This window comes from Cyclobacterium sp. 10D3-21, assembly GCF_055809755.1.
The window spans coordinates 5,496,736-5,521,862 of record NZ_CM147924.1; the positions used below are offsets into that span (position 1 = coordinate 5,496,736).

Annotated in this window: 15 protein-coding genes; 7 read left to right on the top strand and 8 right to left on the bottom strand. The window is 35.9% G+C overall.

Annotated elements, in window-relative coordinates; translation table 11 throughout:
- Positions 1–87: 87 nt before the first annotated feature.
- A complete protein-coding gene (locus AC0L7T_RS21180; RefSeq protein ID WP_473338219.1) occupies positions 88–1,485 on the bottom strand; it encodes an arylsulfatase in 1,398 nt (465 codons plus the stop codon).
- A 219-nt stretch (positions 1,486–1,704) separates the two neighbouring features.
- Here AC0L7T_RS21180 and AC0L7T_RS21185 point away from each other — a divergent pair, with 219 nt between their 5' ends.
- From AC0L7T_RS21185 to AC0L7T_RS21200, 4 genes are all read left to right on the top strand, one after another.
- Complete coding sequence (locus AC0L7T_RS21185; RefSeq protein WP_473338220.1) at positions 1,705–2,196, top strand: hypothetical protein; 492 nt, start codon at positions 1,705–1,707, stop codon at positions 2,194–2,196.
- Positions 2,197–2,670: 474 nt separating this feature from the next.
- Positions 2,671–5,181 (top strand): DUF3857 domain-containing protein, encoded by a 2,511-nt coding sequence (locus AC0L7T_RS21190; protein ID WP_473338222.1) that lies wholly within the window; start codon positions 2,671–2,673, stop codon positions 5,179–5,181.
- Positions 5,182–5,516: 335 nt separating this feature from the next.
- Positions 5,517–6,389 carry an alpha/beta hydrolase gene (locus AC0L7T_RS21195; RefSeq protein ID WP_473338223.1) on the top strand — a complete coding sequence of 291 codons (873 nt, stop codon included), beginning with the start codon at positions 5,517–5,519 and terminating at the stop codon, positions 6,387–6,389.
- 433 nt (positions 6,390–6,822) lie between these two features.
- Entirely contained in the window at positions 6,823–7,077 is a 255-nt protein-coding gene (locus AC0L7T_RS21200) for a hypothetical protein (RefSeq protein WP_473338225.1), read from the top strand.
- Positions 7,078–7,300: 223 nt separating this feature from the next.
- Here the strand turns inward: AC0L7T_RS21200 and AC0L7T_RS21205 are convergent, their stop codons facing one another.
- On the bottom strand, positions 7,301–7,849 hold the full coding sequence (locus AC0L7T_RS21205) for a hypothetical protein (protein ID WP_473338227.1): 549 nt from the start codon (positions 7,847–7,849) through the stop codon (positions 7,301–7,303).
- 997 nt (positions 7,850–8,846) lie between these two features.
- Between AC0L7T_RS21205 and AC0L7T_RS21210 the strand changes: the two genes are divergently transcribed.
- Positions 8,847–9,365: a hypothetical protein gene (locus tag AC0L7T_RS21210; protein WP_473338228.1), complete on the top strand. Its 519-nt coding sequence runs from the start codon at positions 8,847–8,849 to the stop codon at positions 9,363–9,365.
- A 994-nt stretch (positions 9,366–10,359) separates the two neighbouring features.
- On the opposite strand, the gene AC0L7T_RS21215 is transcribed toward AC0L7T_RS21210, so the two are convergent.
- Entirely contained in the window at positions 10,360–12,879 is a 2,520-nt protein-coding gene (locus tag AC0L7T_RS21215) for a tetratricopeptide repeat protein (RefSeq protein ID WP_473338229.1), read from the bottom strand.
- A 949-nt stretch (positions 12,880–13,828) separates the two neighbouring features.
- On the opposite strand from AC0L7T_RS21215, the gene AC0L7T_RS21220 reads away from it, so the two are divergent.
- Positions 13,829–14,386, top strand: a complete 558-nt coding sequence (locus tag AC0L7T_RS21220; protein ID WP_473338231.1) for a formyl transferase — start codon at positions 13,829–13,831, stop codon at positions 14,384–14,386.
- 325 nt (positions 14,387–14,711) lie between these two features.
- Here the strand turns inward: AC0L7T_RS21220 and AC0L7T_RS21225 are convergent, their stop codons facing one another.
- From AC0L7T_RS21225 to AC0L7T_RS21240, 4 genes are all read right to left on the bottom strand, one after another.
- Positions 14,712–14,900: an energy transducer TonB gene (locus AC0L7T_RS21225; RefSeq protein ID WP_473338232.1), complete on the bottom strand. Its 189-nt coding sequence runs from the start codon at positions 14,898–14,900 to the stop codon at positions 14,712–14,714.
- Positions 14,901–14,930: 30 nt separating this feature from the next.
- Entirely contained in the window at positions 14,931–15,485 is a 555-nt protein-coding gene (locus AC0L7T_RS21230; protein ID WP_473338233.1) for a hypothetical protein, read from the bottom strand.
- A gap of 537 nt (positions 15,486–16,022) precedes the next feature.
- Complete coding sequence (locus tag AC0L7T_RS21235) at positions 16,023–16,232, bottom strand: hypothetical protein (protein WP_473338234.1); 210 nt, start codon at positions 16,230–16,232, stop codon at positions 16,023–16,025.
- A gap of 771 nt (positions 16,233–17,003) precedes the next feature.
- Entirely contained in the window at positions 17,004–18,653 is a 1,650-nt protein-coding gene (locus tag AC0L7T_RS21240) for an amidase family protein (RefSeq protein ID WP_473338236.1), read from the bottom strand.
- Between the two features lie 623 nt (positions 18,654–19,276).
- Here AC0L7T_RS21240 and AC0L7T_RS21245 point away from each other — a divergent pair.
- A complete protein-coding gene (locus AC0L7T_RS21245; protein ID WP_473338238.1) occupies positions 19,277–22,243 on the top strand; it encodes a KAP family P-loop NTPase fold protein in 2,967 nt (988 codons plus the stop codon).
- Positions 22,244–23,061: 818 nt separating this feature from the next.
- On the opposite strand, the gene AC0L7T_RS21250 is transcribed toward AC0L7T_RS21245, so the two are convergent.
- A complete protein-coding gene (locus AC0L7T_RS21250; protein WP_473338240.1) occupies positions 23,062–25,101 on the bottom strand; it encodes an IPT/TIG domain-containing protein in 2,040 nt (679 codons plus the stop codon).
- Positions 25,102–25,127 lie beyond the last annotated feature (26 nt).

Genomic DNA, 25,127 nt, shown 5'->3' on the forward strand with positions numbered 1-25,127 from the left:
GTTTCATCTGCTTCGGTTCCGAACAGAATTATGTCCGATTACGGGCGAAAAAGAACGTTCTATTTCACTTGAAATAAGGGCCTACTTTTACCAGTCTTTTTTCCAGATTGGTCCACCTTTGTATATTTCTTCCACACGATACCTTGGGGAAGGAATCACCATGGTTTCCATTAGCCTGTCCATTTTCTGGACCAGGTCCGGGTGGTCCTTGGCCAGGTCATGCTGCTCGGAAACATCCCTGGCAAGGTCATAGATTTCTATCAGCTGGCCCTGTCCTCTCCGGATTCCTTTCCAATTTCCAATCCTGACGGCCTGGTCATACCTTCGTCGGGTGTGACCAAAATCCCAATAGAGCACACGGTCATTTTCAGGAAGGGCATTCCCTTTCAAGGCCTCAATGACAGAAATGCCATCGATATTTCCAGGTAAGGATGCATTGGCCAAACCGGCAAAGGTGGGCATCATGTCCTGAAAGCCAATCACCTCATTTGATTGTTGACCAGCTGGGATGACTCCGAGCCAGGAGGCGATGAAAGGAACCCTTATTCCTCCCTCGTACATGTCCCGCTTGTACCCTTTTAGTTGTCCATTGGTTTTGAATCCTTTCCATGTATTGCTATGTCCTCCATTGTCTGAGGTGAAAATAATTAAGGTGTTTTCTCTAATCCCCAACTCATCTATGAGTTTAACGATTTTGCCCACATCCTTGTCGAGACGGTAAATCATGGCGGCGTATTTTTTAGCTGCTTCGGGCCAGTCTTTGTCCGTATAAGGATAGGTGGAAGGGACAGTTACACCATGTTCATCTTCTTCGAGGGCTGAAAAATGGGGAATGGTATAGGCAGAATAGAAAAAGAAAGGGGTCTTACTATTTTCACGGATAAAATTTAAAGTGGCATTTGTGAGAATATCATGGCTGTAATTGTTTCTTAGAATGGGATTATCCGGTAATAGAATCTTTCTTTCGTCATGATCCAGGTAACTGGGGTAATAATAATGGGCATGGTCCTGATTTAAATAACCTGTCCAGGTATCAAATCCCATATTGGTGGCGCAGCCTTCCGTTTGGGCATCTCCCAAAGACCACTTCCCTACCCCACCTGTCCTATATCCTGCTTCCTTTAACACCTGAGCCAAGGTGACATCCCCTTCCTTTAGGTAACTTGGATAATGCGGTACATTGTCTCTCGCCACTGTGTGCCCATTGTGCAAGCCAGTCATAAGTACACTTCTGGATGAGGTGCAAACTGGCCCACCGGCATAAGCCTGACTAAACATCATGCCCTCATTGGCCAAGGCATCTATATTTGGGGTTTGGATCAATTTCTGACCATAAGCACCTAAATCTCCATATCCCAAATCATCGGCCATGATAAAAATTATGTTTGGCCTTTCCTTACTATTGATTTGCTGTGCGTAGATGGTCTGGAACGCTATCGATAAAATCAATAATACCAAAGCCATGGTTTTCTTTAGTAAATGCATCAATTGACTTTTTATAAAAGGATTGTTTTATTTCCACCCCAAATACCTCAATAGGGTTCACTGCTAGTTCAAAGACAATATACCAATTCGGGCTGAATCATTGGGAACACGATTGTCTAATTCTCTCCGCAAATTTTATTGACCAATTGAAATACGGTATCCTTTAATACCCAAAACCAAAATGTTCCCCCTCTCAAAGCATTAAAACTTTTAAAAAAAATGGAGGTTTTTAAATCTAACCGCAACAAAATTATTTATCTCTACGTCTTGGGTAAAACAAAAAATAAAAAAGCCATGAAAAGCCCTTTTACCCTTCTACTTATAGCCCTATTTTTTATTGTTTCCTGTGTGGAAGACCCTCAACTTTCTGCCTCGGAAACAGGTCCTTTGCCCGTAGGCTTCTGGAGCAATGTCTCCTACAATGAAAATGGCATGACTTTGGAAAAAGTGAACAAATTAGCTAAGAATACCTATGGCTATCATTTTCTTAATGATGGGACTTTTATTCACCGTGCCAACAGTGGCTTCTGCGGTACCCCTCCTATTGTCACAAGTGATTTTGAAGGCAGCTGGACCAAAGACGGTGATATTCTAAATATTCAAGGTACTTTCTGGGGTGGTAAAACATTAGAGGAGTGGGAAATCATCTCCTCCGACAACAATGTGTTAACCATAAAAGTGCTGAAAAGCGAATACGAAATGGGGGAGTAAATCTTGGAAAGGTTACATTTACTATCAGTGACCAATACAATCCCAAAAAAATGTAAAATGATATTTCGCCAGCACCGAAATGATGGGATAGGATAACTATCCTTGGTAGTTAAATCAGGTCTTTTTACACCGAATTTTTTACCTGAATTCTAAGACCTCGGCTGAAGCATCGTTTGGTGGTTAACTGGGCTGGATTTTGTCCGCATTGTTGCAGAAAAAACCCAGCAATACCGCCAAAATCGTGTCTTTATATTTCTTTAACCCGGATTATGTCCCTGTTGCCTATTTCGGGTTTAATCAGGAACGGTAAACTAAAAGGCTTTGATCACTGTAAAAAACTAGCAGAAGTGATGGCTAGCGTATGCTCCTGCTACCCACCCAAATCAAACCAGTAATCAAAAAAATTGTAGTGAAGGCTTGGTTTTTATTTTGAACTATACTTATATTTCCAATATTTTTTATAATTCATTGAAAATGAAACAGGTTTATATTATTTTTTTTATGGGGTTCATTGTCTTTCAATCCCAGGCATTTCAGTCAAGCGTCACCAAAGCTCCTTCTCCTGAATGGATTGATCCCATCTCATTGTCCAAGCCAGGCATAGAAGAAAACTGGCCTTATTATTATTTAGACTATGAAAGACAGATCCATTTAGCTAAACAAACGGTCTTCCATCAATATCGATACCAGGTGCTTACTGCTGATGGGATACAGGAAATGTCTGATATATCCATCGAATTTGATCCAAGCTTTCAGAAATTGGTTTTCCATAAAATCGGGATTGAACGGAACAACAAATTTTTGAATCAATTGGATTTAAATAAAATCACCCTGGCCAGCACTGAATCTGGCAAAGAAAGGCACTTGTATGATGGAAGCATGACTGCCTTATATCATTTGGATGGGGTACAAAAAGGTGATGTCATTGCCATAAGTTATTCCATTGAGGGCTTTAATCCCATACACCTTGGCAATTTCTCATCAAACTTATACCATGGATTTACCATCCCTGTTAACCATATCAATTACCGGGTTTTTGCAGAAAACAAGCAGGTAGTCTATTTCAAAAACATCAACCATGAGCTGGACCCAACCATCCAGCAAAATAAGAATGGTAAAGTTTATAGTTGGACCAACAGGCCAGAAAAACCGGTGGAATTGGATAATAACCTTCCTATTTGGACGCTGGATTTGCCCATGACCTCCATATCCACTCAAAAAAGCTGGGCAGATGTAGTTCAATGGGCCATGCCCCTCTACAGGACAAGGGATACTAAATTCCGGTTGCCAGATCCAATAAAGGAAACCCTGGGGGAAAAGGAAAAAACCCTGGCTTTGATTCGCTGGGTACAGGATGAAATTCGTTATCTGGGACTGGAATCTGGCATTGGGGCCTATAAACCCCACACTCCGGAAAAAGTATATCGTCAGAAATTTGGTGACTGCAAGGATAAATCCCTGTTATTGGTTGCCTTGTTACAAAAAGAAGGCATTCCTGCGTTTCCTTTATTGGTCAATACTTCCCTAAAGCACAATCTTGATCAACTCCATCCTTCCAACAGTGCATTTGACCATTGTGTGGTTGCCATTACCCTAGAGGATACAGATTATTTTGTAGACCCTACCATCTCCAATCAGGGAGGAGATCTGGATCATAATTATTTCCCGGATTATGGGCTTGGATTGCTGATAAAGGATAATGTTTCAGAATTGATACCCCTTCCGAAACCGAAAAAGTCTGAGATTGATATTAAGGAGAAAATTTATGTTGACAGCATTGGGGGACAGGCCATGTTGGAGGTCAAAACGATTTATAGGGGAGGAAAAGCAGATAATATAAGGGCTGAATTTGAAAACAATCCACTTTCATCCATACAAAAGGAATACCTGAATTTTTACACCAACCTATATCCAGGGATAGTTGAAACCGAAGACATACGTTTTTACGATGAAAATCGTTTCAAGGACAATGAAGTGCTGGTGGTTGAAAATTATAAAATAGAAAAATTTTGGCTACAAGATGAGGGTGAAACGTTCATATATTCCAGAATCTATCCCCTGGTCCTGGAGTCAATGATTAATTACCCTAGTTCTATTGCCCGTAATAGTCTCTATAACTTAGGGAATCCCTTCACTTTTGTACAAGAAACGCAAATAATGCTTCCTGAGCTTTGGAATGTAAATGATGATGAAAGGAAAATTGAAGGTTCCTCTTATTTATACACCAATGAAATCAAAGGCTATGGAGAGCGAATAGCAGTAAAATACAGCTATGATTTAAATGAAAGCTTTATTGAAGGAGAAAAGGTATCTGAATTTCTTTCCGAACATGAAAAAATAAAAAATGACCTTATGTTTAGCCTTACCTACAATCCCATGGTCACAACAGGTGAAAAGAGCGGTTTGGCAATATTTGTAGTGCTGGTTTTATTGGTTTTCGGAAGCTATTTTAGTATTAAAATTTATAAAGATTTTGACCCTCAACCTTGGGTATATGCTGAAAACAAAAACATTGGTGGATGGCTTGTTTTGCCGGCCATCGGCATAATAATCACACCCATTTGGATCATTATTAATTTTTTCTCTGTGGGATATTTAGACAAATCCCTTTGGTTAAATGCCTCTAATATGGGACTAACCGAAGCCGTTGCCTTTGAATTGACTAACAATGTATTACTTGTGGTGTTTTCCTTATTGCTCATCCTCCTGTTTTTCACCAGAAGGACGAATACACCTATGCTAATGACCATTTTCTATGTGATCAATTTGCTGGCAATCCTGGTAGACACCATTCTTACCGAAGAAACATTTACACTGGAAAACAGGCCGCTTATACAGGCTGTCGTGGCTGCAGGTATCTGGATACCCTATTTCAATCTTTCTGAAAGGGTAAAGTCGACTTTCTGTAAGACAAGAAGAGATATTGAACCGAAGGCCAAAAAATACCCCGTACCAATCACCCAAACAATACCAAAAGAAGATTAATAGCCCTAATTCAATCAAATTTCATAATTTAATTGTAGCCAGGAGATTTAGGAGGGGACCCTACGCAAAGGAAGGCTTAATACAAATCGATACATAAGGTTTAGCAATTAAGCGCATTTACATTGCCCTTTATTATTTTTTTTAAATCAGGATTTAAGAATAATGATCATTGCTTTTTTAGTGAACCACCCTCTACCATTGCTATGATTAGCTATTGGTAGAATATTTTTTTTAAGGTATATTCAAGCCTCGTTTTCTTCCATATTGTTAATAAGTGCAAACGAAACCATTTCCAAAATTGATTTGATCTGAAACGCCAAAAATAGAAGCCTCCCATGAAAATCCGACTTCAACCAATAAAGGTATTGTTTACACTTTGTTCCTTGTTTTTCTCTCTTGTTTTCGTAGCGCATGCGCAAAAGGATGGCCTAATCCACATTTGGCCTGGCAAAGTACCGGGAGAGACGGCTGCCAAACATCCCGCGGTCGTAACAGATAACAATAGTGGTGGAGTTACCCGATTGACGGATGTCACCGACCCTACTTTAAAGGTTTTCTTGCCGGATGATAATGTAAACAATGGTGCAGCTGTCATTGTGTGTCCAGGAGGAGGCTATAAAATATTGGCCATCGATAAAGAAGGATATGAAGTGGCCGAATGGTTGAATACCTTGGGTTATACCGCTTTCGTACTGGAATACCGGGTGCCGCAAAAGCAAGATGGAGCTTTGAATGACATACAGCGGGCCATACGCATTGTTAGAAGCGGGGCAAATGACTGGAAATTGAATCCTGACAAAATTGGGCTGATCGGTTTCTCTGCAGGTGGAGGACTATCTGCAAGAGCGAGTACACTGTACAATGAAGAAACCTATACGCCACAAGATGACAAGGATAAGGTGTCTGCAAAGCCTAATTTCGCCATGTTGATCTACCCTGCTTACCTGGACAGAGGAGAAAACAGAAGCCTAACCCCTGAATTGAAAGTAAATGAAAACACCCCTCCAATGTTTCTTTTTGCTACAGCTGATGACACGCATGCCAACAGTGCGCTGGTAATGGCTACGGCATTGAGGGATAACAAGGTGCCTGTTTCCTTGCACTTACTACCCAAAGGAGGACATGGCTATGGCCTAAGGACTGGCAATCCTGCCGGAGAATCATGGCCACAATTGGCCGAAACCTGGCTTAAAGGGATAGTAAAATAATCTAAAATCAAGGACTGTTAAATATAGAAAATGTCTTGGATATTTTTCTGAGAGAGCGTTTGAGGAAGGCCATTGCAAATGGCCGGTAGAGAATGTTTTCTTAAGTACATTTTTGATTAATATTAAGGTGTAATTGCAAATTACACCCAGCTGCGGTAGCTGAGCGAAGTCCATAAGTGGCTGAGTGAAGTTGGAGCCAATCCTATAATTGATGTGCCCTCATATAAATCAAGCAGTTAGTCAAAGTAAAAAAACCAAAAGAAGTAACAGCTTCTGAGATAAGGTTTGCTTGGCCCTTGGGAATCACTTACTGTAACAATTGTCACCACTTTGAATGGATAAGCAATCTACCTTTGTATAGACAAATAAAGCTTAGCTGCGGCTCCTGCTTGGTGGTAATTAATAATTGCATTAAAAACGAAATTCTACAACAATGGTCAATAAAGAAGTTAAAACAACTAAGAGCCCTATTAATAATTGGGTTTTGGTAGGGATCATGTGCGCCTGGTTGGGATTGGCACCCTTTTTTCCAGAGCCACATATTTGGGGCAAACTCAAATGGATTGCAGGAGGTGCCAATGGCATGAAATTAATCGATTGGGGAGATTTTATAATGCATGGTTTCCCTTGGCTATTACTGGCCCGACTTGTTTTCCTTAAATTCAAACCTGGGGCAATAAAGGTTTGATAGGGTGATATTGAAATGATTTTTTTAAAGTTTTATAAGATTGATAAGGAGTTGTATTTTTTTGAGGATTTTGCTGAATAAGGGTTTGAGACAGGCCATTGCAAATGGCCTGTATGGGATGATTTTCTAAAGTTGTTTTTATTTTAAAGAAAGGTGTAGTTAAAAAACTACACCTACTTCTGGTCCATATCAAAATCCGACTTCTCAGACGGTATTGTCATTTTCAATCGGGTATAGGGGCTGAAATATAGGTCACATTGGTGTATTTCCCTTCCGTTACGAGTATTATTTCATTGTTTGTAGGATCTACGAGTTCAAATTCAAAGACACCACTAATCCTTTTACTTGATAAATCGGAACTTGAAATCAAAGAATATCCAGATTCCTCTCCATCCCAGCTTGTCATAAAAAATGTCTGGTCGACATGTATCAATGTCCCTATTGTAGCGAGGTTTATAGGTGTATTTTTGAAAAAATCCACGTAGACTTTTTCACCTATATGTGAAAAGTTGGTACCATAAGGTTCATCGTCATTGATTGTTACTATCAGTGTTTTTCCTGATGCATCGGTGGCCCTTACGTCAAATCTTTTACCTGTGTCATCTCCTACCAAGGTGTTTTCAAAAGAAACTGCTGTAAATGTCTCTCCACCAATTTTACACGTTAGCGTACCTATATTGGCCTCAGGTTCCTCCTCTTCAGAACAGGAAGTGAATAGAAATGCAGTCAAAATAGCCACTGCTGATAATTGAAATAATAAGCTTGTTTTCATTCTGTTTTTATTTATTTAGTTTATATAGTTTATGTAAATGCTGTAATTTTAAACTGGGATTGGTTTTGTACCACTGTTATTTGTAGTGAATTTTAGTATGGGTCATCCCCTGAACCAACCTTGAGAGGCAGGCTTGAAGTTGTACAAGAATTTTTTAATTTTTCGCTAGTCCACAGCAAAGCAAGTCCATTTGATCATTATTTACCCTGTTTGCTCAGACTTTTCAAAGGAGATGTCACCCCTTTTCCTCAACCAAAAAATTCGCTCTACGATTGCGTTACACCGATTCCGACCCATTTTAAAAAAACTTTCCCCATCCCTACTAATTCTTTCTTTTTCGAAAGATAAGGGTTTATTTTTTCAAAAAAAATACCCCTATTAGGGTATTTTTTAAGCTAATCTTTAGAAATAAACAATAATTCCAAACCTATATTGAAATCCTATTCGCTACTAAAGAAAGATGCTTTATAATTTTCTGAATTACTGGCTTTACCAAAGGAAGGCAATTGAGCGAGACCTAATCCTGTCGACCACTGATTGAAGTAAAAGTCTTTTGAAGGCTGAGCAGAGATCAGTTTGACAACCTATTCAAACCTAAACCAGGCGGGGGTCAAAATTTTAAACTTTTGATTACTAAGAAGTGCTTTAGTAGGCCATTACAAATGGCTTAAATAAGATTAGGATTTTCAAGGAGGTTTTGAATAAAAGGGTGTAGTGGATACTACACCCAGCCGGAGGTGAAGATAATACTATATCCAGTCGAGGGATAATTTCTACTAAGAAAATGTTTAAAATGTCAAAAAAAAGATAAATTAGATTATATTAGTAATAATTAACTGATGAGATTCACACCCACTTCAGATCGTACAATGAAGGTTACCAAAAATATTTTGAAAAATTCAATGACTTATAACGATTGATCTCATTCCGTAATTTATTTAGACAAAATGACTACCTAAAATTGCTCCACTTCCTTATATTATTAAATTTTACAACTATGAATTTAAATGGGATTTTAATTGAATATTTTTTAACTGGATCAATTTCTTTAATCTGGATACAAATATTATTAAAAAATTTTGTCAGAAACCTTGATTCGTATTTTAATGATCAAATAATTTTATCACTAGTAATTATTGGAATCATTTACATAGTTGGAATGGTTGTAGATTTTTTAGGGAAATTATTTACTGATTTGATTGATAAATTTATTAATAAATTCTCTCCAAACAATAGAATTAGAAAATACGTCATAACTATTTCATTGGCAAAAGTACAATCTTATTCAAATGAATTATCAAAGCAAATTGAAATGAGAAGTAGTAGAGACCGAATTGCAAGAGGAGGAATTATTAATTGTTTAATCATTACTATAGCTATCAATATTGAAAATTCAATTAATAATATTTTAATAATTTCGATAGGGTTAATTGTTACATCTCTCTTTATTTTTATGTGGGCACGATTTCAAAGGTTATCAAATAAATATTTAAAAGATTGTGAGGAATTATTCTAAAGACAGGAGCCATAGCAGAGTTTTTTCACACTACCCTGTCTTGGTGTGTTTGCAAAACGCCCTTCTATCAATTATAATTGTAAAAAGGTAGAATTACCAATATCCAACTTCAATCAATCCTTTTAATCAATCTTAATTTTTAGCACTAGCGTATATAAATAATATTCAGGTCTTTCCACTATTATTTTGAGCAATTTTTTGCTGACAAACTTTTTGAAATCTCGAAACAGTATTCATCCCTAAATGTGACGATCTCGTCATATTCGATTTCTGAAGTAAGTTAAGTTTTCCAGGATAAAATCCCTGTAATCCCTTCTCGAAAATACATCCCCCAGCCCACAACTCGGATATAAAAAAATACGGCATTTCCTGATCGCTGATTTGATAAGCCTTTTCCACAATTAAAAATAGTTTATCCCAATAGGAATTACAAATGCATACTGACCGATTAACGTACAAAGGTATAATCAGTTTGGGTGCCATTTTCGAGCCTTAGCCTTACAGTGGTCAAAATTTTAAACTTTTGATTACTAAGAAGTGCTTTAGTAGGCCATTACAAATGGCTTAAATAAGATTAGGATTTTCAAGGAGGTTTTGAATAAAAGGGTGTAGTGGATACTACACCCAGCCGGAGGTGAAGATAATACTAAAGCCAGTCGGAGCGGCCCAGTAGGATGAGCTATTGCCATTTATCAGGATCTTCCCAAGTGCCTAATACGGCTAAAACAATCACGTTCTTATCTTCTACAAGAATATGAATAGCATATGGAAAATGTTTTATCAGAGAAAATCGGATAGTGTTGTACCTGACCTCATAATGAAGTGGGTTACTAGTGATTAAATCCAGCTTTTCTTCCAATCATCCAAAAATCGTAATCCTAAACCCTGCTGCTTTCCATCACTTTGAATGCCCAGACAGACAACCGAATCCTGAACGAAGCCAAAGTGGGATATTAAAGTAGGGTAACTGCGAGCCTAAATTCCTCAAGATAGCCTAGCTTTTTTTCCTACGCTTCTCATTAAAATCATCAACAATTTTTTGAAGGATTATTATGTTTTTATTTAAGTCCTCATCTGTATCATCCAATTGTTGCGCTTTTTTAAAAAAGAACAATGAATGATTGTACATTTCCATCCTCTTCAAATAAAGCCAGCCGAATTTTTTTGGGTATTCTAATTTTTTATTGGCCTGCTTCCCGATTTCATTTGCTTGTGCAGTACAGGTAAATCCCATCTCAAATAATGTATCAAAATCGTATTCCTGTAACTTTACTGCACGCTTATAGTTTGAAATTGACTTTCTGAAAACTTCTATTATATCTAGGAAGATTTCGTCATATTTTTCAGGTTGGTCTATAAAACTATTGATGTCATTTTTAAGTAAGGTTGCTTGTTTACTGTACACAATTCCTAAATTATAATAAGCATCCACATTTTCAGGATTAATCTCAATTGCTTTTAAATAGTAGTTTTCTGCTTCATCATAATTTTCATTTGCTTGTTCAAGTACGCCAATATTAAAAAACAATACATCGTTTGCGTTAGCTGATTTTTCCCCTTCTTTGAGTAGTTCTAAAAAACGGTCATTATTATTGAGTTTATTATAAATATGTGCTTCAGTTATTATTAAATCATAGTTGTTAGGGAAATCCACTCTAGCTTTTTGAATAAGCGATAGGGCTTTGTCAAAATCCCCACTTTCAGACAGTACTTGAGATTGCGAAATCAATTTTTGAATTTCTTTTTTTTCATTTTCAAAAAGAGCGGCTTTTTTTTCTTTTGCCAATTGTTCTTCAACAAAATCATCCGGATTTTTTCCAGTTAATTTTTTATCTCTTTTTAACTTATCTTTTACAAGTGCATTAGACGCTGAATTTTTAAATCCATATTTTGAATTTAAGAATTTATACAAAGGCATTTTTTCTTTCCCTTTGGTTCCATTAAATTCAATTTCATAATAATATATTTTTTCGTTTGTATTTTCCAAAAACAACTTCAATAGTCTGTCATCTTTTATGTACAATTGATCCCAAGCTAAATCTTTAACATAGTTTCTTCCAAAAAGCACACCCTTTAGCAATAACTTTTTGGTTTGATCATTGGCTGCTTTAAATAAATCAATGGCTTTCTTGTCATAATAGTCGCTGACATAATTTTGCCTTACGTAAAAAAATATTTCATAAAAAGGATCTAAAAATTTATTTGTTTCATTAGCGGCTAACATTTTTCGAGCTCTTTCACTCTTCTCTTCGTCAACAAAATTTCTCCAAAATTTAAACAATCCATATCCTGTTGATCCATGAACATTATTGTTATGATAGCCCAAATCTGTAGACAAATCTCCTGCGAAATCAACCAGTTCATTTAAATTAGCATAATAAAACTCATTGATTAGCGCCATATTTTCAAGTTCCTTCTCATTTTTTAATAGCTGTGCGGTATTGTACGCTAATATTTTCCTTAGTCTATTTACTTGGTTGGAAAAAATTTCTGATTTTAAATTTTTATACCTTGCGTCACCTTCCTTTTCAATAAGCCAGTTTAAATTATCAATGGCTAGGTTTTCATAACTTCGTAATGTTTTTTCCTTTACAAGAAAGTCTGAATAATCCGTTGTATACAAGGCTTCGCAGTCCTTGTCTAAAGGGATAATTTCCTCAAGATATTCCCTTATGTTTTCATTTTTATTATTTACATTCCTAATCCTAGCTTGTTGAATATCGTTGGCAATACTTAAACCCACATTAACTATTTGATTAGCTGCGGCTTCTAAATTTTGGGTATAAACTTGTTGTCTTTCTAAGGCGTCTTTGTAATGTGAATTTGCAGCACTTGTGCTACTTTGGTAGCTTGAGGAATTTGATTGAGAAGTTTCGTAGCCATTATTGTTGCTTACCGATTGGTCGGAGTCAGTACTTGGAATAGCTGATGCACTTTTATCATTACTATCATTTTCACCCAAAGCATACATTTTAACCAAATGGAAATTTACTGCGTCAATATAAGTGAGGCGCATATTTTTAATAGCAAATGCATTGCTTAAAAAAATCTCTTTAGCTCTCTCTCCACTTGGAAGATTTCGCTTGGTGTGTTCTGCATGTATATGACCCTCGAATATGTTTAGCCAATCTCCTCCATAGGTCATATTTCCTTTACTATCGAAGCCAATTGATGTAATAAAATTACTGCCTTCATAAAGGTCAACCACAAATCTTGGGTGTTGCACCCTAATAGAATTGTAGGCTTCTTCTCCTATTTGCTGCCTTGCATATTGTTTTCCTTCGAAATAAACGGTATTCCCCTTTTCAATGGTATAAGAAATGTTGACCCATGGCCTGTCATTTTTTAAATAATAATTGAGCTTTAAGTTTATTGTTGCATCACATCCATTTTTCCCATTTTCAGGCTTCCACCGAAAAGTAGTTTCAAAAATTTTGCCACTGGTATTTTGTGCAAATAGGAAAATATTTAAAAATGTAAATAGTAAAACTAAACAAGACTTATCAAATTTCATGGATCTGCTTTTTCTCTCATTAAATGCCTCAGGTAATATACTGAAATACTTTAAAAAAATATCACCATAAAGTACAATTTATGTAAGGAGAAAGGATAAATAGCCATTAATTGAGCTTTTCCCACAATTGCCAATAGTTGTCAAAAGAACAATCCTAAGATTAGTTTGTAAGTATTTTTTATTATTTCCCCAATTATTTTAGCCTGTTAATGATATTTAGGTGGAATAATTTTCAAAACTCCCCATTGGCGCTATCTTTGCACCTAAAAGAAATAGGATTCGGCCAAGCTATTCTAAAGGTTTGCAGAATTTAAGTAAAGTGTTGTAGCCATTAAAAATACATCTATTCCTTGGTTTGAATTTGAGTTGTAGGTCAAGTGTTTTAGCTTTCGGACCACTAGATTGGTTGCCGGCAATTAAATAAAAATAAGCTGCCCGGTTTACCCCAATTACTGCCCTTGCAAGAATCTCAAAAATATTTTATCTGCTTTCTATCTCATATCTAGCATCGGCTTTAGTTGGCCATTGCAAATGACCATTTTAGAATGATTTTCTAAATTTCATTAAGGTGGATAGAATGGTGTAATTGCAAATTACACCTAGGTGGGGTTAGCAATAAAAGGGTGTAGTGGATACTAAACCCAATCGGGATCTCATATTGGCTTGATCTTTTATACTGTAATGATACGAGCACTATTGGTTGATTTTTCACCAGATTGAAAGAAATGAAAATTGTAATTATAAGTGGACTAGCACCTCGTGACAGGGTGGTGGTAAAGGAAATTGTTCGAAATTTTGGCGATGTGACGCTCATACATCTTATTGCGGATTCTAAAAAGGAAACAGGAATAAACTTCGCGGATTGGTTCAATAAAAGGGAAAAAAGATTCTGAAAAAGATTCTTAACATCAGGATTAACAGCCATTTCAATAATAATGGATATGAAGATTTGGAATGTGAGCGAATTCAATTTTCAACACAGGAAATCAATACAGAAAAAGGTGAAGCCCTTATTCAAAGTTTACAACCGGACATCCTATTTACATCTCAGGCACCTATTTTAAAAGACCACATTATCCGAATTCCAACAATCGCTGCTATCAACAATCATTATGGAATGGCCCCACAGTATCGGGGAAATGACACTTTATTTTGGGCATTGTATCATCAGGATTATGAATACCTCGGCGGTTGCATTCACTATATCTCCAAAGGAGTGGATACCGGGAATATTTTGGCGCAGGTCCGTCCCAGGCTTGTTAAGGGAGACGGAGAAGTGGCTGTCAATATTAAAACAACCCTATTGTTAGCCCAGACTGTTCCAAAAGTATTGGAGATTTTCCAAAATAATCCTTTTTTGCCCAAGGGAAAAATTCAATTGGAAAAGGGAAGGAATTTTAAATCTTCCGAAAGAACTTTATATGCGGACATTAAGTTTTTGATTTTAAAGACAATGGGATCCAGGGAGGTAAAAAATGTTCCCGAAAAAATCGAGTTTTTTATTTAAAGTTTAAAACTCAGCATTTCCTGATCGCTGATTTGATAAACCTTTCCTACAACTAAAAATAGTTTGTCTCCATAGGAATTAGAAATGAATACTGACCGTATAAAGCACTAACTGGATAAGTACGGACGCCATTTTTGAGCCTTAGCCTTATAGTGGTCAGAATTTTAAACTTAAGTTTACCAAGAAGTATCTTGGGATGCCAATACAAATGGTCTTAAAGGGTTCACGACTTCAAAGGGGGTTAAGCATACTAGGGTGAAGTGGATATTACACCTAGTGGAAGAATTATGTCACCATATTGTCCTCTTGCCCTTTTAACCGATTTTTAACGTTTTGGCGTGGCAAATCTTATGGGCGTGCGCATAGCAATTGAAATGTTTTCACCATCCTTTTGGGCAGGTGTCCATTGATGGGGGTAATCCCTAACTACCCGTAGGGCTTCTTCGGCCAGGGAGGGATAGACTTGCTCTGGATTCATAATTTCTGGATTTACGATGTTCCCCTCTTTATCCAACCAAAAGTAAATGTAGACCGTACCACCCTTTCACCTGTACAAGGCATTCAGAGGAAATTCCACGTTTTCAGCCAAATATTTATTCCAACCCACCATCCCCCCGTATGGGATGGGCATAACTCCTTCAAGAGCAGCTGGAGGAGTTGTAGGATTTCCCTTCTCATCAAAAAATTCGACTTTTTCTTCTTCCCCTGACTTGGATACCCTCCTTGATTTCACAATACCATTGGGATAAAAACCAATTTCAAATTCATATGCCAAAACAAAATCCTTTTCCCTATAAGATTTTACGTTGCCCAATGAATCATAAAAAAATGTTTTGCGCAGGGTTTCTTCCTTTTTCTCATCAAAATAAACAATTTTCTTACTGTGAATACTGTGGTCCAGGGTATAAATCCCTGCTACCAGGCTGTCTTGATTTTCAAAAGATTGCTGATAATATTTTGCCTGGTATTTTGTGGTATCCGAAATAGGAAACTGGAACCTGTTTAAATAGCTAAATTCCTGGGCCTGGGCATCGAGTGTCAACACCAGACCCAAGGTAAAAACGGAAAATATAAACGATCTAATTAAAAAACATATCATGTGCTTAAATTTATGTTTTAATAGATAAACAATATAAAAATACTAAATTATACCTAAAAACCAACTTTATTAAAGACAAATCGGTGTATACCAAATCATTAATCACAATAAGCTTCTTGTTAGTTATCCAACACGGATACATGGAATTAGGGTGAACAACCCTGATAGGATTGTTTCGTGCGAAACTAAATGGACTAATGACTTGATAGAGCCGTTTGAAGGGATTTTTAATTTGGGCTGACGCATAACCGGATCCATTGCGGATCCGAAGAGATAGGTATTTCGGATACATTAACCAATGGCTTCGGCTCCGCTCAGCCACCGGTAGATTACCCATAGCCAACAGGTTTATAGTATACCCTTACTAAATCTGATTTTACTGAGGTTCATTAAAATTAATAGGAAGGTGGCCTTGCAAATGAGAGCAGGTTGGATTTAGGATTACCGGACCCTGAGCGGAAGGGGTAGGTATTTCGGATGCGTTAACCTATGGCTTCGACTCCGCTCAGCCACCGGCAAGCTACCCCTAAAAATGCATCAATGTTTTCCTTCCAGATTTTTGTCATGAGTTGTAATTTCAATTACAAAATTTTCGGAAACTTTCGTCTTGCTTGATTTTACAGGAAATTTTTTCAGGTTTGCGCAAAGATCCAGAAAGGCATAAAACCGGTCTTCCGGTGCCCGCTTTAGAAAAGCTTCCCGCTGTTCTCGGTTACTCTCTTCTTTGGTTTGAAACTTTATTTCCATAATAGATATTTGATAATTGCCTTAAATATAAGGTTAAATTGACAAATATGCGCAAAGGATTCGGTTGGTCTCTCAGTTGGTAAGCATTTTTTGAGGATAAGGAATTAAGGAAACAGAGGGTTACCTGAACCCTAATTTAATTTCCCTCACCCGCAACTAAAAATAGTTTATCTCCACAGGAGTTACAAAAGAATACCTACCGATCAATGAACTAAGCTTGAATCAGTTTGGATATCATTTTCGAGCCTTAGCCTTATAGTGGTCACAATTTTAAACTTTCGTTTATTAAGTTATGCTTTAGTATGCCATTGTAAATGGCAAAAATAGGATTACGATTTTCAAGGAAATTTTGAATAAAAGAGGGTAGTGGATACTACACCTAGGGAGGGAAGGTGGCGTTGCAAATGAGAGCAGGTTGGATTTAGGATTACTGGACCCTGAGCGGAGCCGAAGGAATAGGTATTTCGGATTCGCTAACCTAAGGCTTCGGCTCCGCTCAGCCACCAGCAGGTTACCCCTCTGAGAACAGGGTAATAGCAGACCATTACTAATGGTCGATTTAAAATAATTTTTATGAAGTTCATTGCAATGGATAGAAAGGTTTAATTGCTAATTACACCTAGATGGGGATTTGCAGTTGCCTGTCCTGACCCTACTCAGAAAGTGATGTAATCACTAGAAAATCACAAATTGGAGCATGAGTCCAAAGGTGTGTCCTCAGGTTGTAGACCTATGGACACCTCATTCGATGATGTTTAGATAGGGCTTCTTCTATTTATAGTCTTCAGGTAATTTTCTAGCTTTAGTTGCTTGTTCAAAAGCATATCCCATTTTCAAAAGTTTATCTTCCTCAAAAGGTCTGCCTATAAATGTAATCCCTATGGGTTGCCCGGTTTCCATGTAACCCATAGGAATAGTAAGGCACGGGTATTTGGCAGCAGCAGCATAGCCGGAATTTTGGCTATCGAGAGATAAGATTGCATCCAATTGATGTGCTACAATAGTTGTTTCAAAATAGCGTACCCCCTCACGATGTAACCTTGTTCTCAATTGAATTAACTCTTCTGGCTTGAGGTCTATTTTAGAGGCTTCTTCAAAGCGAGCTTGTCCATATGGAATCCTGACTAAAGAGTCCTCCCTGTTATAGGCCACAATCTTTTCCATAGTGCGCGATGTAATATCATCAACCGCATATTTATTCAGATAATTCGGTAGGTCTATTTTCATGTCAGCACCTAGTAAATCACGTAAGCCATCAAAATCTATACTTTCCGGTTCAAATTCAATAACGATGCCTCCCAATGATATAATTTTTTCTATGTTTAGCCTAAATACGGAATCCTCTAAAAAGCTTTTATTAGCCCCAAATCGTAGTCCTTCCAATGTTCCGGCTCTCAGGTCTTCCCAGTAATTTTTGTTTTTAGGATTGTCTCTGGTTGCAGCATCATCGGGATCTTCACCACCCATCGCAGAAAGCAGAATGGCATTATCGGTTACATTTCTGGTCATTGGACCAGGTGTATCCAGCGTACCGGAAAGTGGAACAATACCACCTCGGCTTAACAATCCAACAGTTGGCTTCAATCCCACAAGTGAACTTTTACCTGAGGGGGATAGAATTGATCCTGAAGTTTCTGTACCCACAGCAGCTACAGCATAATTTGCCGCCATAGCTACGCCACTACCTGAGCTTGATCCGCTTGAGTCAAATATTCTGCGACCATAAGCATTAAGTGTTTGACCTCCTACAGCGCTAAATCCATTAGGACCTCCATTAAACAGGAAATTAGCCCATTCGCTAAGGTTTGTTTTTCCTAAAATAATCGCCCCTTTCTCCTTTGCTTTCTCTATAATAAATGCATCAGGTGCTGTATTATTCCTTAATAAATAAGTTCCAGCAGTGGTCGGCATTCCCTCGACATTTGTATTGTCTTTTACGAGGATCGGCATACCATAAATAGGATGATCTTCAGCAGTTCTATTTTTGTCTTTTTCTCTTGCCTCATGGACAGCATTAGGGTTGAGAGCAACTATGGCATTCAGCATTTTATCTTTGTCATTTTCATATTTGACGATTCTGTAAAGATACCATTGCGTTAATGTTTTATAAGTTAGATCAGCAGTGCGGATATAGGACTGGATTGTGGGGATGTCTTGTTCTAAGATGAGTGGTTTTAACCTTTGATAATCTTCTTCAGAGAAATCGCTAATTTGATCGGATACATTTTCCCATAGTTTATTTTTATCCATGATTTGAGATTGGATGCGTTTATATGGCATTCTTTCAGAGTCATGGGCTGCATTTTTAATTAATTCTTCAGTTTCATCATATGGGACCCATGGTGGAATAATTGTCTTTGGTTTTTGTTTGCAAGCAAACACAAGGGTGATAAGTAACAAAAGATAGCAGCTATTTTTCATAAGGAGTGTTTTTTAGTATTGTCTTGATTCTTGTTGAGTGGTTTTTTCTTTCAATTGGGCAAGCACTCTTTTTCTATATTCCAGAGCAGGTTTACAGCCTCAATACAAACCCGAGTGGTTTTTCCAATACCCCTTTACCACCGCTCAGCGTAGACAAATCCTCCAGGTGACTGGGTGTTAGTTTGCAAACAGCCAACTATTTTTATCGACCTGTAATTGATAAAGATATTAAATTCTCCAAAATTAAAAATCTCGACACGCCTTTTTTGTAAAGCCTTCTGCCCTGTCTTGCTGTGTTTGCAATACGCCCTTCTATCCATTATAATTGTAAAAAGATGGAATTACCAATATCCCACTTCAATAAAACCTTTTAATCAATCCTAATTTTTAGCACTTACGGCGATAACAATAAACCTACTACCATCTTTTAAACAACATGTCCTTGATTCACATCAAGTACTTCACGACACACCTACAACCAGGCGTGAAACTTTAAATATTTAAAATTAATCTTTAATAATTTAGTATATTTCAAAACTTAGAATAAATCCATAAATCAGAAAGGCTGATGTGCAAACAAATAATTAGTTTGTAGAAGCCTAAAACCAGTTGAATTATTAAAAATGTTGTCAAAACCCAAACCAAATACTGAATATAATCGAGCTAAATATTGGCGAAAAAAAATAAAATTAAAATTTGAAAGATTAAAAAGAAACCCATTTTGGACTGATTTACATAGTTCAGTTTACTCAAGAAAAGGTATAATTATAATGCTTTTTCTTTTTACAATGCAACTATTCTGGAATCATTTTTTAGATATATATGATAAATATATTGTCCAAAATATATTATCTACATATAAACAAAACAATTTAGGATTGTTAATAATTTTAATAATATGGACATTAACAATAATATACCTTATAAACATTTACAAAAACCAACAAAAATTCTCAAAAGCACATTCAACAATAATTATATTCATCGGATTAATTTATTCTTATTACAGATTTAATGGTACAAGATATAACTTTTACGGTTACAATGAAATAAAATATTTAGACATACTAATAATTTTCTCATCAGTTTTCATATACTTATTTTACTTAAACTACATTAAACACTTTACTAAACTTTATTTTATCAAAAAAAAAGAAAATAAACGAAATAAATTAGGTTTTTTTACGGATGTCCCATTAGGATTTGACAAAAATTATAAGGATTTATTTAATTGGAATTCAAAAGCCTTAGAGCTCGCAAAAAGAATTAATTCAACCACAGCAGAACAATCATTCGCAATTGGAATAAGATCAGAATGGGGTGCCGGAAAAACTTCATTTTTCAGCCTATTAAAAAAAGAAATTAATTCAATGAACTCAGATAATAAGTTCATAATGATTAATTTCAACCCTTGGTTTAGTAATAAACCTAAAAATTTAATTGATAATTTTTTTAATGTATTACAAGATTCAATTGAAAAATATGATAGTACTATATCAAATAAAATAATTGTTTATTCTAACTCTTTACAAAATATTTCAAATGACATCTTAAGCAAGATCATAAATACTGGAATAGGGTTGTATTATCAAGATGAAGATATTACAAAAAAATATACAGAAATAAATTTGTCAATGAAATATCTTAAAAAGAAAATAATTATTTTTGTTGATGATTTAGATAGATTAGATAATAAAGAGATTATTGAAGTCTTAAGAATTATTAGAAATACATCAAACTTTTATAATTGTTTTTTTATAATCGCATATGATAGGTATTATATAGATAATGCTGTTAGAAACATTAACAGTTATAATTATAGAAAATATTTAGACAAAATCATTCAATTTGAACTATTCTTACCAATTTATGACGAAAAAATATTAAATGAGGTGTTTTATGACAAGCTGTATTCAAAATTAAATAATAATAATAAATCCGAACAATTATTAAATAGTTTACCTATTAATTCCTATAGGTTTACTAATGACAAAGTACAATCAAAAGGAATAGTAGATATAGATATCAATTTTGACATTGTAAATTACTTAAAAAACATAAGAGATGTGCACCGGTTTTTAAATCAATTCATTTTTGACTATAGCCAGGTAGAAAATGATGTTGATTTTCGAGATATGTTTATTTTAAGTTTAATAAAGTTCAAATATATTAATATTTGGATGGTTTTATCGCATAAATCACATCAGGAAAATCTATTAACAAATGATCAAGGAATTCTAATAATAAAAGAATCTACTGAAATTATGCCACATTTAAAGAAACTTATTTCATTAGTATCCAAAACAGTTAATGAATCAATGATGTATAGTATACTTCAAGAAAATAAGGATAAATCTAAAGAAAAGGCTAATAACAAAAATGGATCGCAGGTTGATTTGGACCAGTTATATAATGTACCACTCAATGAAGGTGGTAAACCGGAACTTCTTTTGAAAGCATTATTTAATAAGGAAAAGCAAAGAAACAACTCATACAATAGTATAATTTATGACTCTAACCATGCATTATACTTTTATCCGGGTGCAACATTGTCAAATAAAAAAACTCTATCACAATTCTTTCGTGATTTAAGAAATGAATCAATTTTTGAAGATGATTTTTCAAAATCAATTTTATCAGATTTAAAAAGTAATAAAGATATTTATGAAATTTTAGGAATATTCCATCAATTTAAAATGTCTTATGGTAGCATAAGTCAATTTAGAAAATTGATTTATACGTATTTAAATGTGTTATTCAACAAGACAGATTGGCCGCAAGAGGAGCTCATGGAAATTGTAGCAAGAATTAACAAAGCAGAAGGACCTGAAATTGATGAAAGTCAAAAGGTTAAACTAGTAAAGGATATTTTTGATTACTATAAAAATGAATTTGAAAAAAGTTGTTTTATATCATTTTTTCTAAGGCAAATAATTTATCAATATTGCTACCGAGAGATGGGAAAAGAAACTCAAAGAGATTTTTCATTCCAAATAAGTAAAGAAAAAATCCAAATCATGGTTTTAGATTTACTAACTAAATGGTCTAAAATCTCCAATCGCCCCTTATTTACTTCTGATAAAATCAACCTATATTTTCTTTTATATTCGTGTATTGATACGATAGATAAAGAAACTAATAGGGTTAGGTTACTACAAGAATCTTTCCCTATTTTAAGAGAAGCCATTTTAATTAACCCTCTTGATTATTTAAATACTTTAATTCGCCCAAAATATTATCCTGAGACTTTCGAGTCAACTTACGTATTTGAACCATTCGTTTTTCACATATGGAATGACTACAAAGGGAAAAATGGCTTAGAAGGATTTGAACAGTTTTTAACTGAAGTCGGTAATGAAAATAAAATCAACTTAATTTTCCAAAGAGTTGTACATTTTTATGCAGCAGTTGTCGCTACCAATAATCATAATTTAGATAATTTAGATATTGATACAACCTTATTTTTTTCAGATTATAAATCTTGGACAAATAATCCAACAGAAATCATTAATTCTAAATTTGACGAAGAAGAATATATCTCAAAAATGAATAAGATAATTGACAGAATATTAGATAATACAAATAATTAAAACAATCTAGGACTATTGAACCTAGCAACTCAGCATAGTTTCAGACTCATGAACACCTTTAATCTTCAGTTATTCTCACAACTCCTCCCCTTACGGGAATCTAATGAATTTATTTCATCCTACTTACGATCCATTATCTAAGACCACAATGTTCAATTTGCCTGTACAAATGACCTAAAAAGGTTCACGATTTCAAAGAAAGTTAGGAATACAAGGGCGGCGTGGATATTGCCCCCAGCCCAGGTTATAAGGAATATCGCATAGATATTCATCTCTCCATGGGACGATCTCGTCCTGCTCGATTTCTGCAATAAGTTAAGTTCTCCAGGAAAAAATCCCTGTATCCTTTCTCGAAAACACATCCGCCAATCCCAGCACTTGGAGAGTTAAAAAAAATCGAAATTTACTGATGGCTGATTTGATAAGCCTTTCCCACAACTAAAATTAGTTTATCTCCATAGGGATTACAAATGTATACTGATCGTTTAATGGACAAAGCCTTGATAATTTTGGGTGCCATTTTCAAGCCTTAGCCTTATAGTGGTCAAAATTTTAAACTTTCGTTTACTAAGAAGTTCTTTGGTATGCCATTGCAAATGGCATAATTAGGTTCACGACTCCAAAGGAAGTTAGTAATAAAAGGGATGTAGTGAATATTACACCTAGGCAAGGAAATAATACACAAAAAAGTTTACTCAGTTAGAGGCCTATAGTAGAATAACCAAATTAAATCATGAGTTAAAAGCAGAAACGAGATACATTTCCATAAATCTCTATCTGTAAAAGACCATAGACCATTACTTTAGCCTGCACTAAGCTTATTTTTTCAACCGGAAAAATTCTTTCCAAGGTTGAGGTTTGGTGGTAGAATTACTAATTCCACCGCCAATGTAAGCAGTGCCATCAGTTATAAAGGCAAATCCTTCGTGTTTGCTAAAATGGCTATATTTATAGAAGCTTACCCAACTATCTAATAGAGGGTCATATTCCCAAACATAGGCATTTCTATTCGTAAGGTATCCCTTTCCATTCAGCGAAAAACTCAAATCTCTGTCGTAAGCATCTGGAAGATCGGCCATCTGCTCCCATCGATCCTCACCGGGGCTGTACCTCCAGAAGTCGTGATGACCGTTAGATAAATCTCCACCTGCTAGGTAAGCTTGGTTATTAATAACAAAAGTTGAAGGCCTCCTGACACCTAATGAAGGGATTGTAATATCTTTGAGTCGAACCCAAGTATTCGTCTCAATGTCATATCGGTAGAAATCCTTATAATAGGTTGTACCTCCGAAAGTAGAAATCTTGCCCGCACCCAGATAAACGTGATTTCCGATACAGAACATAGCACTAACGTATCTTTTATATCCGGGAAAATCCTTCAATTCTCTCCATTGCTTACTCACAGGATCAAATTCCCAAAAATTATTTTTTTCAGTAGTTAAGTAGACATATCCCTTCTTCTCATTGTTAGAACTTGACCCGTTGTACTCTGAAGAAAATGGCAAATCACTTTTGGTCCAAGCTTCGCTATTCGGATCAAATTCCCAAAGATTTCTATCTCTACTGTCATGGGAGATGGACAAAACATACCCGTTGTCAGGAAAGGAGAAAGTTCCAATGCCTCTATAAAAATAAAAAGATAATGAATTACTGATCATTACCCATTTGTCAGTTATACAAATATCTCTGTCCGTCTCAACAATCACATCCGAAACCTGTACTTTTATTTTGGATTTACTCTTAGGAAAGGGGCCGTGGGGAACCTTCAATTGTAGATTCTTCTTATCTCCACCTATAATTTCCGCCTTAGTATCCCCGAAAAACACGCTGTTTTTAATAAAATTGGGATGAAAGTTATCACCTTTGATATCAATTTGGGTATCAGAGTCTGCGCATGCCGGAAATTCAAAAATTTCAGGTGCTAGCAGGGAGAAAAATTGCTCGGATATAACTTCCTGTACTTGACTCTTTATTTTAATTACGGTAGTGCCCACCTGAAGATCATCGGGAACGACAAATTTTATTTCATCTCTGGTACTTGAGATAGAGATGGCTTTGATATCCCCAAGCCAAACTTCGTTTTGAGTAGGAATGGGATCAAAATGAGCGCCTTGAATGGTGATAATATCTCTAAATGTGGCGCTTTCAGGAGTTATTTTTTGAATCTCAGGAGTATGAAGTTCGAAGGACGTATCAGTAGACTTATCTAAAACTGTTACTGTCAATTGCATTTTATCAGTTGGCAGATTTGCAGGTACTTTCACATAAATAGCGGTATCCACTACATAATAAGTTTCTGAATAGGTGTCCCCAAATTTCACCTGAGTATAGGAACGGTTGGTGCCAAAATTCTTACCATATATAATAATTTCTTCTCCAAGGTGTCCTTTTTCAGGATTTATCCGATCAATTTCCGGGGGAACACTCCCATTAGAATAAAATGGCTTAATATCGCCAAATTGATAGTCATCGTCAACGGTTATATAGGCTCCGAAATAGTAAATTTCAGCGCCTTTCAAGCCCACTGTCAAATCATGTGTAAAGGTTCCTGATTCAGTGGGCCTACCTAAGGACAATCTATTGTTATAAGGCGATATTGAAAGAGAGTCTTGCCCATAAATGAAACCATGATCTGTAATGCGTTCTGGACCTGTTAAAAGTCCGCTGAACGTAGCCCCACCTATTTCTTTGACGGCTACAACCCCAGTTTCTATCGTAGGTTCTGAAGGTAGCGTTGGTTCTTCTTCACTACAACCATTGAATAAATAAATACAAGAGATTAGCAAAGCGATTTTTACGAAATTGAGCGTTTTCATGGCCAAAAAAATTTCCTTATTACCGAGAATTCGAGTTTCCATTCTTATTCTTTGTCTGGAAGAATTGT